The organism is Ehrlichia minasensis (genome assembly GCF_004181775.1).
Lineage (GTDB): Bacteria > Pseudomonadota > Alphaproteobacteria > Rickettsiales > Anaplasmataceae > Ehrlichia > Ehrlichia minasensis.
This window is the reverse complement of the sequence record NZ_QOHL01000009.1, coordinates 13,003-29,101: the sequence shown is the minus strand read 5'-3', so window position 1 is coordinate 29,101 and position 16,099 is coordinate 13,003. Positions and strand designations below refer to the sequence as shown.

General features: G+C 29.5%; 12 protein-coding genes and 1 tRNA gene. 4 read left to right on the top strand and 9 right to left on the bottom strand.

The window, feature by feature from the left end; genetic code table 11:
• Positions 1-678 precede the first annotated feature (678 nt).
• The 4 genes from DRF75_RS02520 to DRF75_RS02505 form a co-directional block, all read right to left on the bottom strand.
• Complete coding sequence (locus DRF75_RS02520) at positions 679-1,308, bottom strand: MlaC/ttg2D family ABC transporter substrate-binding protein (protein ID WP_045171159.1); 630 nt, start codon at positions 1,306-1,308, stop codon at positions 679-681.
• Positions 1,309-1,681: 373 nt separating this feature from the next.
• Positions 1,682-2,602 (bottom strand): cation diffusion facilitator family transporter, encoded by a 921-nt coding sequence (locus DRF75_RS02515; protein ID WP_129992601.1) that lies wholly within the window; start codon positions 2,600-2,602, stop codon positions 1,682-1,684.
• 27 nt (positions 2,603-2,629) lie between these two features.
• Positions 2,630-2,703 (bottom strand) — tRNA-Val (locus DRF75_RS02510).
• Between the two features lie 1,204 nt (positions 2,704-3,907).
• The gene (locus DRF75_RS02505) at positions 3,908-4,588 is read right to left on the bottom strand and encodes a heme exporter protein CcmB (RefSeq protein ID WP_235424723.1); all 681 of its coding nucleotides are present in this window, start codon (positions 4,586-4,588) and stop codon (positions 3,908-3,910) included.
• 95 nt (positions 4,589-4,683) lie between these two features.
• On the opposite strand from DRF75_RS02505, the gene DRF75_RS02500 reads away from it, so the two are divergent.
• Complete coding sequence (locus DRF75_RS02500) at positions 4,684-5,142, top strand: TraR/DksA family transcriptional regulator (RefSeq protein WP_045171138.1); 459 nt, start codon at positions 4,684-4,686, stop codon at positions 5,140-5,142.
• Between the two features lie 106 nt (positions 5,143-5,248).
• Here DRF75_RS02500 and DRF75_RS02495 read toward each other — a convergent pair whose 3' ends face one another.
• Both DRF75_RS02495 and DRF75_RS02490 read right to left on the bottom strand, forming a co-directional pair.
• Positions 5,249-6,211 carry a complex I NDUFA9 subunit family protein gene (locus DRF75_RS02495; RefSeq protein ID WP_045171137.1) on the bottom strand — a complete coding sequence of 321 codons (963 nt, stop codon included), beginning with the start codon at positions 6,209-6,211 and terminating at the stop codon, positions 5,249-5,251.
• A 1,760-nt stretch (positions 6,212-7,971) separates the two neighbouring features.
• The gene (locus DRF75_RS02490) at positions 7,972-10,008 is read right to left on the bottom strand and encodes an ATP-dependent DNA helicase RecG (RefSeq protein WP_052453678.1); all 2,037 of its coding nucleotides are present in this window, start codon (positions 10,006-10,008) and stop codon (positions 7,972-7,974) included.
• Positions 10,009-10,117: 109 nt separating this feature from the next.
• Here DRF75_RS02490 and DRF75_RS02485 point away from each other — a divergent pair, with 109 nt between their 5' ends.
• Complete coding sequence (locus DRF75_RS02485) at positions 10,118-10,651, top strand: phosphopantothenoylcysteine decarboxylase (RefSeq protein WP_045171135.1); 534 nt, start codon at positions 10,118-10,120, stop codon at positions 10,649-10,651.
• A 547-nt stretch (positions 10,652-11,198) separates the two neighbouring features.
• On the opposite strand, the gene mnmE is transcribed toward DRF75_RS02485, so the two are convergent.
• Both mnmE and dapD read right to left on the bottom strand, forming a co-directional pair.
• A complete protein-coding gene (mnmE, locus tag DRF75_RS02480; protein ID WP_045171134.1) occupies positions 11,199-12,518 on the bottom strand; it encodes a tRNA uridine-5-carboxymethylaminomethyl(34) synthesis GTPase MnmE in 1,320 nt (439 codons plus the stop codon).
• A gap of 287 nt (positions 12,519-12,805) precedes the next feature.
• The gene (dapD, locus tag DRF75_RS02475) at positions 12,806-13,645 is read right to left on the bottom strand and encodes a 2,3,4,5-tetrahydropyridine-2,6-dicarboxylate N-succinyltransferase (RefSeq protein WP_045171132.1); all 840 of its coding nucleotides are present in this window, start codon (positions 13,643-13,645) and stop codon (positions 12,806-12,808) included.
• Between the two features lie 205 nt (positions 13,646-13,850).
• Here dapD and DRF75_RS02470 point away from each other — a divergent pair, with 205 nt between their 5' ends.
• Positions 13,851-14,516: an MJ0042-type zinc finger domain-containing protein gene (locus DRF75_RS02470; protein WP_045171131.1), complete on the top strand. Its 666-nt coding sequence runs from the start codon at positions 13,851-13,853 to the stop codon at positions 14,514-14,516.
• On the top strand, positions 14,513-15,679 hold the full coding sequence (gene xseA, locus DRF75_RS02465; RefSeq protein WP_045171130.1) for an exodeoxyribonuclease VII large subunit: 1,167 nt from the start codon (positions 14,513-14,515) through the stop codon (positions 15,677-15,679). Before DRF75_RS02470 ends, xseA begins: the two co-directional genes overlap by 4 nt.
• Positions 15,680-15,772: 93 nt before the next feature.
• Here the strand turns inward: xseA and DRF75_RS05245 are convergent, their stop codons facing one another.
• Positions 15,773-15,961 (bottom strand): exodeoxyribonuclease VII large subunit, encoded by a 189-nt coding sequence (locus DRF75_RS05245; protein WP_129992604.1) that lies wholly within the window; start codon positions 15,959-15,961, stop codon positions 15,773-15,775.
• Positions 15,962-16,099 lie beyond the last annotated feature (138 nt).

The window sequence follows — 16,099 nt, the reverse complement described above, 5'->3', positions numbered from 1 at the left end:
ACAAGTAGGTTTAACTACCAATTTATTAAAATTTAAAGGCTGTGAGGTTTATTGCCGGTAAAGCAAAAAATGCTAATATATTCTCACTATCAGTTATCTGTTAGTATAACTGTTGGTTTCTAATCAAATTGATGCTTGATAGTAGACTTTCTATCTTCCAAATGTCTAAAGACTAATCATGATAAGCAAATTATACACACTGGTACAACCTTCAATCAAAAATAAGTGCAACCGTTATTTCTATCTGCTAGATTTAGAGATGATAAAGTTTGTTACTAAAATAGAAAAACCAACATGTTACTGCATTGGCTGTATATGAATATAATTGTTTAAATTAAAGTCAAAACCGCAGGTATCATAAGGCTCATACTCCCTTTTCAAAGTCATACAAACAGATTTTATTATGTACAAGCAAAGATATTCTGTAATCTCCAATTATAAATCAATACAACTAATTATTTTAAATTACTAGATCCAAATGCAGTAACGTTTACTGCCAGTAAAGCAAAAAATGCTAATATATTCTCACTACCAGTTACCTGTCAGTATAACTGTTGATTTCTAATCAAATTAATACTATTGCTGACAGTAGACTTCTACCTTCACAAATGTCTAAAGACTATAAGCAAACCATAAGTATTAGCGCAACTTTCAATTTAACCTATGACTGGCAGAAAATTAGTATTTAGCAGCAGAATTTTCTGACCGGAAATAAGTCAGCATACCATCAATACCTTGCTTACTCACTATATTCTTGATAATAGAACGCTGAGTTACAGACAAACTAATGGCATTATTAACCTTTAGATCAGACAACAAAAATCCATCACTAGTGCTTATCAGATTAAACTCAACTATTATAAAATTATGGTCATCACTTTCGTTTGATAGTCTAGTGTTAATTAGATAATGACCTTCTTTTGGGTTTTTAACAGATAAAATACTCATATCATAAGTAGAATACTTACATAATTGTTTACTATACATTCGCTTAACGTATTGACCATATTCATCAATGAATTCTTCTTGCTCATCAGTAGACATTGTATTCCAATATGATCCTGCAACAAACTTAGAAATTTCTCTTATATTAAGAACTCTATCGACTATAGATTGAATGCTAGCATACACTTCAGCTTTATTATTGATATCTTGAGTAATAATTTCAATTTGATTCTTTAATGTAACAATAAAATAGCATGGTCTAACATATTCATTACAAGCTTCGGTACTGTCGTAACCAAAAGCATTGTTAAATAGAAAAAACAAACTAATAACAAACAATTTGCAGATAAAACTATTAATCATCTCTATCACTTAATACTATATATAATAAAGCTGCTTATCTTGTCACTAATTGTTAATATATAAACATATATTTATTAATTTATTACAAAAAAATAACAATTATTCAAATGACAAGAGACCACATCCAGCATAACATCAATTAATAAATACATACTTAATGTTAAGTAATATTCGATAACTCTATATTGTATATAAAATATTAACAGAGGATGTTATAAAGAATTATTACTATAACTCAACATCTCAAAAATTAAAATAGAAGAAGTCACTACCAAAATAATGATTTTTGCTGTTTTAATATCAATTACATCACTGGATAACACTCTGTTAATAAGTAAAACTTTACTTCAAGATAATATTACAAGCTGACTTACTAATTATGAGCTGTTTCTATCATAACACTATCATCTGCACAATTATCATACTCAGCTTCAATAGTAACATGAATAATATTAAAATTTTCGCTAAGTAATTTTTTCACAGACACTACAACTTGACTATATTTCAAATTGTTATCCACAATCGTCTTATCAAGTTTAATATGCATTGTCATAATTGGATGATCTGTAGTTAAAGACCAAATATGAATATGGTGAACATCCAGAACTTCAGGAATATTTTCACAAACAGATGCTCTAATTCTATCTGGATTTACATTATCTGGAGTACCTTCAAGTAAAATATGCCCAGAGTTTTTGATAATCCTATATGCTCCACCCAGTATTATAATACTTACAAAAACTGATAAAAGAGGATCCACTATTTCCCATGAAGTAAACATAATTACTACAGATGCAATAATTGCTGCAACTGATCCTAATAAATCACCTATAACATGTAATACTGCACTTTTTAGATTCAAATTGCTCTCATTTTTTCTATACAATAGAAAAAATGACACAACATTTGCTACTAACCCTAATACTGCAACAGACATCATAATTTTCCAACAAACTTTCTCTGGTGAAACAAAACGCTTTATTGATTCTAAAATAATCAAAATTGCTATACCAAACAAAGTTAAACCATTAATAAAAGCAGCAACAACTTGAAATCTATGATAACCATAAGAACGACATGCGTCTGATTTTCTCATAGCAACCTTATAAGCTAACCAGCTTAGTAATAAAGAAATAAAATCAGTAAACATATGTCCAGCATCTGAAAGTAGTGCTAAAGAGTTTGATATTATCCCTCCAACTACTTCTGTAACCATTGTAATAATGATAATAAGAATAGCATATATGAGTTTATTTTCATGGTTAGAAGTTTTGTCTTTATGAATAAGGGACATTTTATAACCACATTCCATTCAGATTAGTGGGCAATACTGGATTCGAACCAGTCACCTCTTGCACGTCAAGCAAGCGCTCTAACCAAATGAGCTAATCACCCAATGTTAACATAATAAGGAATATCTTATGAAAGTCAATCATACTTAATATTAAGCTCAATCTGACAAAATGAAACCAATAGTATAGCTACAATTGAATCAAACTTTCATGTTAGATATTTTCAACCTGCACATGAAATACTAAACAGCATCAAATAAACTTAAAATATACATTAAAATTATAACACAGCAAACTTTACTGCAAATTGTACAAAGGATATAAATGTAATAAACTTTCTTTCATAAAATACTATAAAGTTGAAAAATATAATAATAGTAACATTACATTTATAGCACATATAACCATATCCAACAGTTAGTTTACCTATGAACAGATACTAATATATATAATCATGTGACTCATAGAAATAAAAACACTATAAGTACAAACAACATTAAACTTTCACTTCATATAAGACAGTCTAAGTCAGCAAATAAATGATACTAAGACTATTATATTGTGGCACATGAAAAGAAATCATGTTCATAGCAAACTTGATTGAAAATAATGCACTGACTAGAATTAAATTAGCACAGGTATAAACTGTTCTAATGCAATACTTTTAAAACTATTAAACACATGGTATTAGAAGCATAATATTATGCTAATTTCTCAGCAGAGAAAACTCTAATGTTACAAATATGGATACTAATAATTAACATCAGCAATATAAATTATTGTTGCATCAAAACATTTCTAGATCACTGAATAAACAACATTAAAAATACTATACTGAAGTACACTATTACATCAATTTTTCAAACTCTAAATAACAATAATAAAATAAGTAATATAAATTCTCTCACGCAAATATTTTTAACTTACTGAATAACTGCATATTAAGACTATTAATACTGGAACATACTATGAAGACAAATCATACGTATCAGCAACTTTAAATAGTAAATGATATAAAGATAATATCGAGTGAAATTAAACTAGCAATGGACAATAAAAAAAACAATACAAATCATGAACGAAAATATTTCTAAAACTACTAAATAAACCAGATTAAAAACATTAATTGAAGTATACCATTATACCAATTTCCCAGCAGGTTTAATGCTAACGTTACAAGTGATATAATTAAACTAACTATTATTAAACTAAAGCAAAGTTAAACTCCTGCTCTACATAGAATATATTTCTAAAGTATTGAGTAAACAATATTAATATCATTATATTAAAGCACATTATAAAGATGATTAATCATGTTCAACAGCAAGCTTAATTGAAAATGATACAAATATTATACTGAGTGGAATTAAACTTGCTATGAGTAATCCAAGTAACATTAAATTTTCTTCATACAAGCCATTTCTTAAGCTTTCAAATAAAAGGCTAAAATATATCAATACAGGTATTGTGATGGGTAATGTTAAAATTTGTGCTATAATCACACCATGTCCCTTTCCTAATACCAATGTATCACCTACAGCAGATATAAAACTAATGACCAGTAAGCTAATACTTAAAGACAACCCCAACCCCAAAGTAGCATATACACTACTTCCCAAAATGACATAATCTATACACATTGAAATAATACTTATTGGTATTCCTACATAAATCCAATGTGAAAAAATTTTAAAAAAAATTACTACTTCTGGTATGCGATCTTGTATCAACATTTGCTCTAAAGATCCGTTAGCATAATCACTTTCAAACAAATTACACATAGAAATATGTATGGTAGAAATACTACAAACCCATAAAATAGTGGGCAGAGCTTTTACTATTTCAGTATTTTGCATAGTAAATAATGCTGTACTAATGATTAGTACAAAAAGGATAATTGCATTCAAAAGATTACACTTTCTACTCATTAATAACTTTAATTCATGTAAAAACACAGTACTACTGTACATTTTTAGACTACAACTCACAAAAATACCCTTACTATATCACATATCATACATGAATTCTTAATCAACTATATTTAAATTATTATTTTAGTTGTATCACTAATAAGGAATACATAATGTTGAAAAAAGACTATAATACTGCATTCCCTGAAGATGAAGATGACAGCAATTACATGAATCACAAACAATTAGAATATTTCAGACAAAAATTGATTAAATGGAGAGAAACATTGCAAAAGGAGTCTGAAGAACTAGCTACAGAACTATTGCGCCCACAAGTTGATGCAGATTTAACAGACATGGCAACAAGAGAGCATAACATTGTACTAATTTTAAAAACCAGTAAAAGAAATGAAGCATTGATAATGGAAATCAACAAAGCTATTCAACGCATAGATGACGGATTATACGGTTACTGTGAAGAAACTGGCGAAAAGATTGGTATTGCAAGACTTGAAGCAAACCCAATAACATTGTACTCAATAGAGGAACAAGAAAGGAGAGAAAAACAGCAAAAACTTTATAGCAATGATCAAGAAAGTGATTTTAATAACAACTTTTTAAATGATAATTAATTTGTTACATCTTAATTGCTAAAGATAATGTATTGAATTTAGGTAGTGCAAATTACACCTTATTAAAAAATTTGTAAGGGCTTGAATGCAAACCACATTTATAACATTAGAAACTCTTATAAATTTCCAGATATTTAGGTACTATATTTTCAATAGCTGAGCACTTTATTCCTACTTTTCTCAAATTACTTATAGGATACATATCACGGGATTCAGTCATACTTCTAATAAATCTTACTTGATCCCTTGTCAAAATGGGATCTGTATTTCCAGTAATAAGTTTAAATAAAATAGACACTATTTTTAACTCACAAACACAAGCTAAAATATTTGCTACACTAAAAGGAATATTTATTAGTATATTTTTCCTGTTTGTAACGTTTAGGATAAAATTTAGTAATTCTTTAAACGAATAAGTATGCGGGCCACAAACATTATATAACCTATCTGTAATCGCATTATTAACAATGTAAAATACAAACTTAGCAAGATCATCAACATATATAGGTTGAAAAACTGCACGTCCACCTCCTATTACTGGCAAGAATGGAGAAATCATTGCCAATTTTGCAAACTTATTAAAAAATTTATCTTCTGCCCCAAAAACCAAATTAGGCCTTATAATAACAGCACTAGGAAAAGCTAACTTTACAAGACTTTCTCCAATTAATTTACTTCTTGCATAGTGAGACTGCTGTACTTCATCAATCCCCATAGCTGAAAAATGTATCATTAACTCAACACCACAACCCTTTGCAGTCTTAGCAATATTTTCTGCTGCTTTAGCATGTATATCATAAAAAGTAGAGTTTTTTGTACTGTACAAAGTCCCAAGTAAATTTACAACAACATGACAACCTAATATATTATCCTCTATCTCTTTAACATTAGTAATATCACCGCTTACAACTTCTACTTGTCCCAAATTACCACATAATTTTAACTGCTTTGCTTTTTCTGGATATCTAGTAAAAATTTTGATCATATACCCATTTTCAGCAAAATACTTTACCAAGTATCTACCTATAAAACCACTTCCACCAAATACAATGATACGTCTTACAGACATATAAATACCTCAATTTTACAAGTAACTACATCACAGAATAATTTAATAATTTTTTACGCAAAAGCTTAGAAAAAAGTAACTATACTAAGTTTATACTATTTTTGTATAACTAAAATCGCAAGCTCTAATGTAATCTTCTTATAACACAAATTATATAATATCAAAAAAATAAAATTGCCATTAAGGTATAGCCTCAATCACCAATACAACTTGCTTAGTAACATGATATACACACAATTCAAAACTCTTTGCATTTACTCACCAGAATTTAATTCTATAAATATCATTATCTAAAATCTACAATAGTTACTCACTTAAATGCTTTAATAACTGACAAATCAATGTTTTAAAATTCCTTACAACATTAAAGCTATATTAAAAGTCTTTATATTAATATACCACACTACATACTATAGTGACGGAATAGTTAAATTATTAGATCATTAAAATTCTGTTTTAATATAAGAGATAATTGTGCTAATTTGGCACCATATCATTGCAATACAACGTAATGATATTTTCATTAGATAAAAACACAAAAAGTCTGTTTAATGATGTAGTATTGTTATTAACTCAGTATTGAAATTACTTAATGTTATTAAAACTGTGTAGTAGTGGTTTCCATAACTAGTCAACAATCCGCCATCAGTGAGTTATGTATTTGAGAGTACTAACTGAAGTTTAACCTGAATTCAATTTTTCCAACAGCATATTACTTCTGCTACCGTGATGGTAATGTTGTAACCATTTTCGCCGTTAAAATCAGTAAAGTGAATACAGCTGTTTATTATTTCACGTTACTATTAGTTACTTGTTTAAGGGTACTGTAGAGCAGTAGTGGGTTCCATAACTAGTCAACAATCCGCCATCAGTGAATTATGTATTTGAGAGTATTAACTGAAGTTTAACCTGAATTTAATTTTTCCAACAGCATATTACTTCTGCTACCGTGATGGTAATGTTGTAACCATTTTTACCGTTAAAATCAGTAAAGTGAATACAGATGTTTATTATTTCACGTTACCATTAGTTACTTGTTTAAGCGTATTGTAGAGCAGTAGTGTGTTCCATAACCAGTCAACAACTGCCATCAGTGAATTATGTATTTGAGAATATTAACTGAAGTTTAACCTGAATTCAATTTTTCCAACAACATATTAGTTCTGTTACCATAATGGTAATGTTGTAACCATTTTCACCGTCAAAATCAGTAAAGTAAATACAAATGTTTTATTATCTTTAAACTTACTATCGGCTATTTGTCAGAGCATTGGATTTAAAATGTTCTAGAGCTCTAAAATAACTTTAATTAAAATATACTAACATAATTTATATACTAATAAGCATGGCAAATTCTAAAACTTTTAAATCTCAGCAGCTATAGTGTTTATACTTCCTTTCTAAAAAGCAACTGCATAATTAAAAATTTCTTATCCATGTACCTCCTTTTTTTAATGACCTATAAAACAAAAAATTCATCAAACACATTTGGCACATACTTATGTTATTGAAAAGCATACCAATCTCTTAGTTAGATAATAATAATGTTTACTGCTAAAGGTACTTTATACTACAATATAAATACTTATACCTACCTATCAAAACTAAAACTTCAACAATCAACTATTTCAAACTATATAAATCCACTACTTATACACTCTGACAACTGACGATAACAACTATTTTAACACCTGAAACATCACTAACTTCTATAGAACATTACTAAGAGTAACTTATCAAAATTATTTATCCACACATAACTAATAATTTATAGCAGAAACATTATAACCAAACATACACAATAACTGGGTTAAACCATCATTTAACCCTGCATTTGCATTAAGAATTGCCTCTGCCTGCTCAGTAGCAATAGAAATCAGACTTTGATCCTTATAAATATCTGCAAATTTAAAATTCGACAACCCAGATTGCTTTACACCCAAAACATCTCCACTACCACGCAATAATAAATCTTGTTCAGCTATATAAAACCCATCTTGAGATTTACGTAATATACAGAGCTTTTTATAAGAAACTTTGCTTAGCATACTACCATGTAACAAAATACAGAATGAAGCTTTGTCACTACGTCCAACCCTACCACGCAACTGATGAAGTTGTGATAAACCAAACTGTTCAGCATTTTCTATAATAATTATAGTAGCATCAGGTACATCTACTCCTACCTCTATCACAGTAGTTGCAACTAACAATTTAATAGTCCCATGATAAAAAGACATCATAACATCATCTCTCTCAGCTTTAGGCAAACGACTGTGCACTAAGCCAACTTCCTGACCAAATATTTCCTTTAAAGAAAAGAAACGCTTTTCAGCTGCTGCAATGTCTACTAGTTCCGAATCTTCAATATAAGGACAAATCCAATATGCTTTATTTCCATTTCTCAAAGCAAATTGTAATTTCGCAACAACTTCATACAACTTCTCAATATTTATAACGCTAGTATGTATAGGTAATCTATCATGAGGCTTATCTTTTAATCTTAAACAATCTATATCACCATATACTACTTGTTCTAACGTCCTAGGAATAGGAGTAGCTGTCATAAAAAGAACATCCGCCATATCATCCTTATTAATTAGCTTCATCCTTTGCAATACTCCAAACCTTTGCTGCTCATCAATGATAATTAAGTTAAGGTTATTAAAATCAACACCATCCTGAAATAAAGCATGTGTACCAACAACCACTTTACATTCACCAAGCTGCAACTTTCTCTTAATATCTTGCTTCTTCTTGACTTTGCTTGTTAACAACTCAACATTTACTGGAATATCAGATAACATTTCTTGTATCCAACGATAATGTTGTTCTGCTAATATTTCAGTAGGAGCCATAAAAGCTACTTGTCCTTCATTTTCTATAACATTCAAAATAGCAAACAAAGCTACTACTGTCTTTCCACTACCTACATCTCCTATTAACAGTTTTACCATCCTATTTTTTAACGCTTGGCTCTTTGTAATTTGAGCTATTACTTCTTCCTGTCCCACTGTTAATTTAAAAGGTAATTTACTTAAAATATCATCATGGTATATCTGTTTACTTATAATAGAGATGCCTTGTTTGCTATCAAACTTTCTCACCATTTTCATAGAAATTTGATGACTCAACAACTCATCATATGCAAGCCTCATTTTATGTAAAGATACAGTTTCTAGTGTCTCTGGGTGATGTATTTTAATTAAACTTTCTTTCCAACTATCCCATTGATTATCTTTTAACAACTTCTCATCTATCCACTCAGGAAAATCAGGTAATAGTCCTACACTCAGCTTCACTAACTTTGAAATTCTTTTAGAAGTCAATCCTTTAATTAATGGATAAACAGGTTCTATAATACTAATATCCTGAAATTTTCTAACATCTGTTGTAATATAATCAGGATGTGTAATCTGTAAATATTCAAAAAATCTTATCAATGTCCCACTTACCACACACTCAGATCCTACTTTTAAAACACTCTTTAAATATTTTACAGAATAATTAAAAAAAACTAATGATATTTCACCTATATGTGTATCAAGGACAATTTTATATTGAGTTTTTCTTCTACCACCAATAAAGCCGTGACTTTTAACAGTCCCAATAAAAGTCACAATTTTACCTACAGCTTCTTCAGATAATCTAGTTCTTCTATCTACATAGTTCTGTGGTATATGGAACAACAAATCTATGATTTTATCTCCACAACATAATTTTTTTAATAAATTACCTACTACTTTATTAACACCAGGTAACATACATACGCTAGAAAATATGCTTAAATTGTGCATTAAACTAGAATCCTATATCAAAACAATAAGTTAAAGCCTATTATAAATATTAAACTTTGAATATACAGAAATATATGATAGAAGTTTAGTGCTCATCTAATTTTATACTATGAAAATTTTACTAGTCATTTCAGGAAGCATAGCAGCGTACAAGTCCTTAGATTTGATACGAAAATTACAAGAAAATAACCACACAGTAACTGGCATAATTAGTAGATCTGGAGAAAAATTTGTTACTCAATTATCAGTAGCATCATTATCTGGAAATTACGCATATACAGATGCAGATTTTTTTAATATCCATAATAGTATGCATCACATATCATTAACAAGAAATTCAGATATTTTATTAGTAGCACCTGCAACACTAGACATAATAGCAAAAACAGCACATGGTATTGCTGATGATTTAGCTACAACAGTTATAATTGCATCAAATATTCCTATTATCATGGCTCCAGCTATGAATCCTGTAATGTGGTATTCAAAAGCAAATCAACGTAATATCAAATGTTTAAAAAGCGATAACGTAGTAATTATTGAACCTAAAGAAGGATTAGCAGTTTGTAACGAATATGGATTAGGTAAAATGGCCGAAATTCAAGATATAGTTTCATTTATAGAAGACTTCCAAAAAATTTAATATGTGGATACAAATATCCATTTAATTTCTAATTACTATAAAACATTCCATAAACTTAAATCATAAAAACAATATGTTATTTACCATAACCATATTAAAAACTGTAACATTTTAAAAGTATTGATATATACCCATAAAATAGATATACAAACAAACATTTTTTACCTATATAAATCCACCAAATACATTATCTAAGTGTAATCATATAGAACAAAATTATTGTTTCCTAACAGTGCTTTATTAATGCAACAATAAGGAAATTCAACTTGAAGTGGTGCCTGTGAGAAACAACAGATTAAAAAAACCTCAACATCTCTAAAGTATTGACGCATATTCATAAAATATTATTTACCTATATAAAATGACCTACATACTACCTAATATGTAATCATGTAGAATAAAAATTATTTACTAAAGGTAGTTACTAACACAGTAGCATAAGGTACTCAGTCCAAAAGAGTGCTACAGAAGAAACAACAGATTAAAAAACCTCAACATCTCTAAAGTATTGATATACACCCAAATAAAATAGATATATAAACAAACATTATTTACCTATACAAAATTTACCAAATATATTATCTAATATGTCTTCATCACTAATCACACCAACTACTTTCCCCAATTCTCTCACAGATAATCTTAAATCTTCTGAAACTATCTCCATAGGTAATTCTAAATCTATATTTTTCATAATATCTAAAGCATTTTGAATATGCAATCTTTGTCTTTCAGAAGTAATAAAAGGATGAGTACTACAAAATTGAAAATCTTTTTCCACTTTCTGCTTGATTAAATTTAGTAGAATTTCTATTCCACTATTACAACATACAGAAATTGGTACAAAACTAAAATTAAAGATAGATATTAACTCATGTTCTGCAATATTATCTGCCTTACTCAAAACACATATAGACTTGTCATCTATTAAGTTCATGATTTCATTGTTAAAAACATTTCGCTTCTCGTAAGGTAGCATAATTATCTTAAAATCTGCATTTTCAGCTTTTAACTTTGCACGTCTAATTCCTTCTTGTTCTATCAGATCAGTACTGTCTCTAATACCAGCAGTATCAACTATAATGATTGGATATCCAGCTACATCTATATGCGCTTCCAAAGTGTCCCTAGTAGTACCAGCATACTCAGAAACAATAGCAATATCTCTTTTTGCTAAATGATTAAATAAAGTAGATTTTCCAGAATTAGGCTCACCAACAATCGCAATACAAATACCCTGACGTAACCTTTCACCTTTCCGATCATCATTAAGATGATACTCTAAAGATTTCTGTAAATTACTCAACAAATAACTAATATTAGCAATTGCTGCACTATTAACTTCTTCTGGAAAATCAATATATGCTTCTATACTAGATAATATATCAATTAACTGTTGCCTCCAACCTTGATACAATTGCTCTAAAACCCCTGACATCTGTCTTATAGCTTGTTTAGCTTGCATTTCCGTTTCAGAATTTATAAGGTCGACTATTGCTTCAGCTCTAGTTAAATCAACCTTATTATTTAAGAAAGCACGTAAAGAAAACTCACCAGGTCCAGCAGGTACAAAGATTTTTGCAAGTTCAGCTAATATCATTTTTATAACAGCCAAACTACCATGAGTATGAAATTCAACAACATCTTCTCCAGTAAAGCTACTCGGAGCAATAAAATAAATAACTATAACTTCATCTATTATTTCACCCTTACTATCATATAAATGAGTAAATGTTGCAGTTCTTGGTTTAATATTACTACTAACACCAAAATGCAAAAACGCTTTCGCAGCATCTTTACCAGAAACCCTAATAACAGCTACTCCAGATTTCCCCCATGGAGTACACAAAGCAAAAATAGTACTCATTATTATTTAAACAATAGAACCCACTTCAGAATTTTATCACTATTAGAATAAAACTCACTATATTATTAAGCACATAATTATACTTATACAAACAACAGAGCATCTTCTATAGCATAAAATTTATACACTAAGTATATAACTAAAGTGGGGCTAAAAATTGATTTCTTGTTAAAGAAACCTATTAATACTTAACTGACTTGCATTTCCAAATTATAGTAAAACACAACCAAACACATTTTATTATGTATACTAGCGCCTAATTCCCAAAGTCTACAAAATTTCAGATTCTAAGAATCGTCCCTTAAAAGCTCATTGATAGATACTTTACTTCTAGTGCTATCATCAACTTTTTTAACAATTACAGCACAATATAACGATAAATCACCACTACCATAAGAACCGGGTACTACTACAGAATATGGAGGAATCCTTCCATAAGATATTTCACCAGATTCTCTATCAATAATTCTAGTAGAAGCTCCGATATAAACACCCATAGAAATTACTGAACCTTCACCAACTATTACACCTTCAACAATTTCACTACGAGCACCAATAAAACAGTTATCTTCTATAACAACAGGTCTGGAACTTAACGGCTCTAACACTCCACCTATTCCAGCACCACCAGAAATATGACAATGTTTACCAATTTGAGCACAGCTTCCAACAGATGCCCAAGTATCAATCATAGTTCCTTCACCTACATATGCACCAACATTAACAAAACTTGGCATTAATACCACATTAGGTGCAATGTAAGCAGATTTACGCACCATTGATCCAGGTACAGCTCTAACTTTTGCTTGTCTGAAATCGCTAGCACTCCACTTACCAAACTTCAATTGTACCTTATCAAACCAACATAAATTACCAAGCATTGAATTTGAGGTACTAATTTCTGCAAGATTCATATCATATACACGGAAACACAACAATATGGCTTTTTTAGCCCACTCATTTACTACCCATTGATCCCCAACTTTTTCACATACACGGATTTTGCCTTGATCTAAAAGATCCATAACATCATCAACAACTCTCTTAATTGATGTGTTACTAGAGAGAGTGGCTAAATTATTCCAGGCATCTTCAATAACGTCCTTAAAATCACAAACATCTATCATACTCACAACCAATTATATTTTACTAGTTGGTCATCGTAACACGACACATATCAAAATACAAGTGTTTTATCTAACCATGAGACCAACATATGCAATACCTCGATTTACTAAAATTATTAGATTACGTATACCACATACATTGTAGACATATTCGTAATAATAGACTATATTATGTTATAATACATAATCAACAAGCCTGTGTTTAATGCGGATAGAATGCAAAAATTGTAAAGCAGTTTACAGAGTAGATAGTAGTAAATTTCCTGTTGAAGGCAAAAAAGTTAGATGTACACACTGTAACAATACATGGACGCATATACCATCTGAAGACGAAGCTGTAGATTATCATGAGAAAAACTATATAAATAAAGAATCTACAGTTAACCCTAACCTACAGGCTGGCAAGAATACTTCACAGCATTATTCCCCAACAAGCCATTCTTTTTTCAAGAAAATACTGTCAGTATGTACAACAATATTACTAATATTTTCACTTTCTGTTATGCTTCAAAATAACATCCCATACAAATTTAGAAAGATCTATCGCATAATAGAAATGTATGACACGACAAACATACAATTAGCAGACTCTAAAATCAAAATTCTCAAAAAAGATGAACATAACATAGCAATAAAGGTTGAAGGTACCATTAAGAATCAATCGGATCATGAAAGATTCATACCTGGTATACAGCTTGTGCTTTATAATAAACAAAAAAAAGCAGTAGCTTCAAAAAAATTAAACCTACATAAAACAGATATTATTCCCAGCAAGCAAGATTACAAATTTGAACATATAATACATGCACCAAAAGATACAGATAGTATACAAATAAAAATAGGTAATCTATTTGAAATTGTATTCCTATGATACCAGAATTTACCGTCAGTGAACTCACAAAAATCTTTCAAAATTTCGTACACGAAACATTTACACATATAAAAGTAAGGGGGGAAATCAGTAATTTATCACAACCAAAATCTGGACACACATATTTTACATTAAAAGACGATGATGCTGTGCTTAACGCAGTATGTTGGAACAACACTAAAATAGAATTTGACCTGAAAAATGGGCTAGAAGTCATATGTTTTGGCTTTTTAACAACTTACCAATCAAAATATCAACTAATAACAGAAAGCATGTTATTAGCTGGAATAGGTAACTTAAAAATAATGCTCGAACAAAGAAAAGCAAAGTTAGAAAAAGAAGGTCTTTTTAACCAATCAAACAAAAAACCCTTACCTCTATTACCTAAAATTATAGGTGTAATTACATCTACCACTGGCGCAGTGATCAACGATATACTAAACAGAGTAAAAAGTCGTTTCCCAAGCCATATAGTAATATCTCCAGTATCTGTACAAGGCAATGAATCTATTAATCAAATTATAAATGCAATATCAAAACTCAATAATTCTGAAATAAATAGACCAGATGTAATAATAATTGCTAGAGGAGGAGGAAGCATAGAAGATTTATGGATTTTTAATGACGAGGAAATGGTAAGGGCAGTCGCTGGATCTAACATACCTATAGTTTCTGCAATTGGTCATGAAACTGATTTCACTTTGATTGATTATGCAGCAGATATACGTGCACCTACCCCTACAGCTGCAGTAGAAATTGTTTTACCAACAAAAACTCAACTAGTAGAACACATAAATAGCAGATTCAACAAAATAAAAACTATTTTACATTATAAAACAAACACAAAAAAAGACAGATTGTTTTACTTACATAACAGTTTAATGAAAACTAAACATAAAACAAAAGTATTAAAACTTCAGTTACTTGAACATAAAAACAAAATAGAAGTACTACTCAAAATAATGTTATTAAACAAAAAACAATTCCTAAATGAGTTATACTGTAAAATCAACCAATTCAATAAAGAAAAAATGTTAGAAGCAGGATATGCGGTACTATATGATATAAACAATAACCACATCAATAGTATAAAAAAGTTACAATCAAATGATATTATTTCAATTGAACTAAAAGATGGAATAGTAAAAGCTATAGTAAAATAGTAATCTAAGTAATTTTCGTATATTAAACATTCATAACGTTTTACAAAATGACACTATCGACATACTATGAATAAACAATTCATATAAACGTCCCTACATTTTATAATGAGCAATAAAGAAAATAAGCCAGAATATTTCATAATTGAATTCACTGTTTACAGCTCTATCAGTTGATGTTGGTAAAACAATTTCTACTACAGCCGGGGTTGGTGCATGCATATCTGCTGTATAATCAATTAAAGTGAAATCAATTTCATGATCAATTGCAGAAACTATGGGAATGCTAGATCTGCTATCAACTCAACATTTTATCACTGAGAAATCAGTAAAGTCATTACTTGAAAGACCAAGTGACTTCATTAAGCACACAATTTACTTACAGTAATATTTTTTGTTAATTTTAAATAGTATAGTAATATT

Bases quoted from the DNA above. Each gene is read 5' to 3' on its own strand.
- DRF75_RS02485 (WP_045171135.1), top strand. From the start codon at position 10,118: ATGAAAATTTTACTAGTCATTTCAGGAAGCATAGCAGCGTACAAGTCC.
- DRF75_RS02470 (WP_045171131.1), top strand. From the start codon at position 13,851: ATGCGGATAGAATGCAAAAATTGTAAAGCAGTTTACAGAGTAGATAGT.
- DRF75_RS02515 (WP_129992601.1), bottom strand. From the start codon at position 2,602: ATGTCCCTTATTCATAAAGACAAAACTTCTAACCATGAAAATAAACTC.
- DRF75_RS02500 (WP_045171138.1), top strand. From the start codon at position 4,684: ATGTTGAAAAAAGACTATAATACTGCATTCCCTGAAGATGAAGATGAC.
- dapD (WP_045171132.1), bottom strand. From the start codon at position 13,645: ATGATAGATGTTTGTGATTTTAAGGACGTTATTGAAGATGCCTGGAAT.
- DRF75_RS02495 (WP_045171137.1), bottom strand. From the start codon at position 6,211: ATGTCTGTAAGACGTATCATTGTATTTGGTGGAAGTGGTTTTATAGGT.
- mnmE (WP_045171134.1), bottom strand. From the start codon at position 12,518: ATGAGTACTATTTTTGCTTTGTGTACTCCATGGGGGAAATCTGGAGTA.
- DRF75_RS02520 (WP_045171159.1), bottom strand. From the start codon at position 1,308: ATGATTAATAGTTTTATCTGCAAATTGTTTGTTATTAGTTTGTTTTTT.
- xseA (WP_045171130.1), top strand. From the start codon at position 14,513: ATGATACCAGAATTTACCGTCAGTGAACTCACAAAAATCTTTCAAAAT.
- DRF75_RS02490 (WP_052453678.1), bottom strand. From the start codon at position 10,008: ATGCACAATTTAAGCATATTTTCTAGCGTATGTATGTTACCTGGTGTT.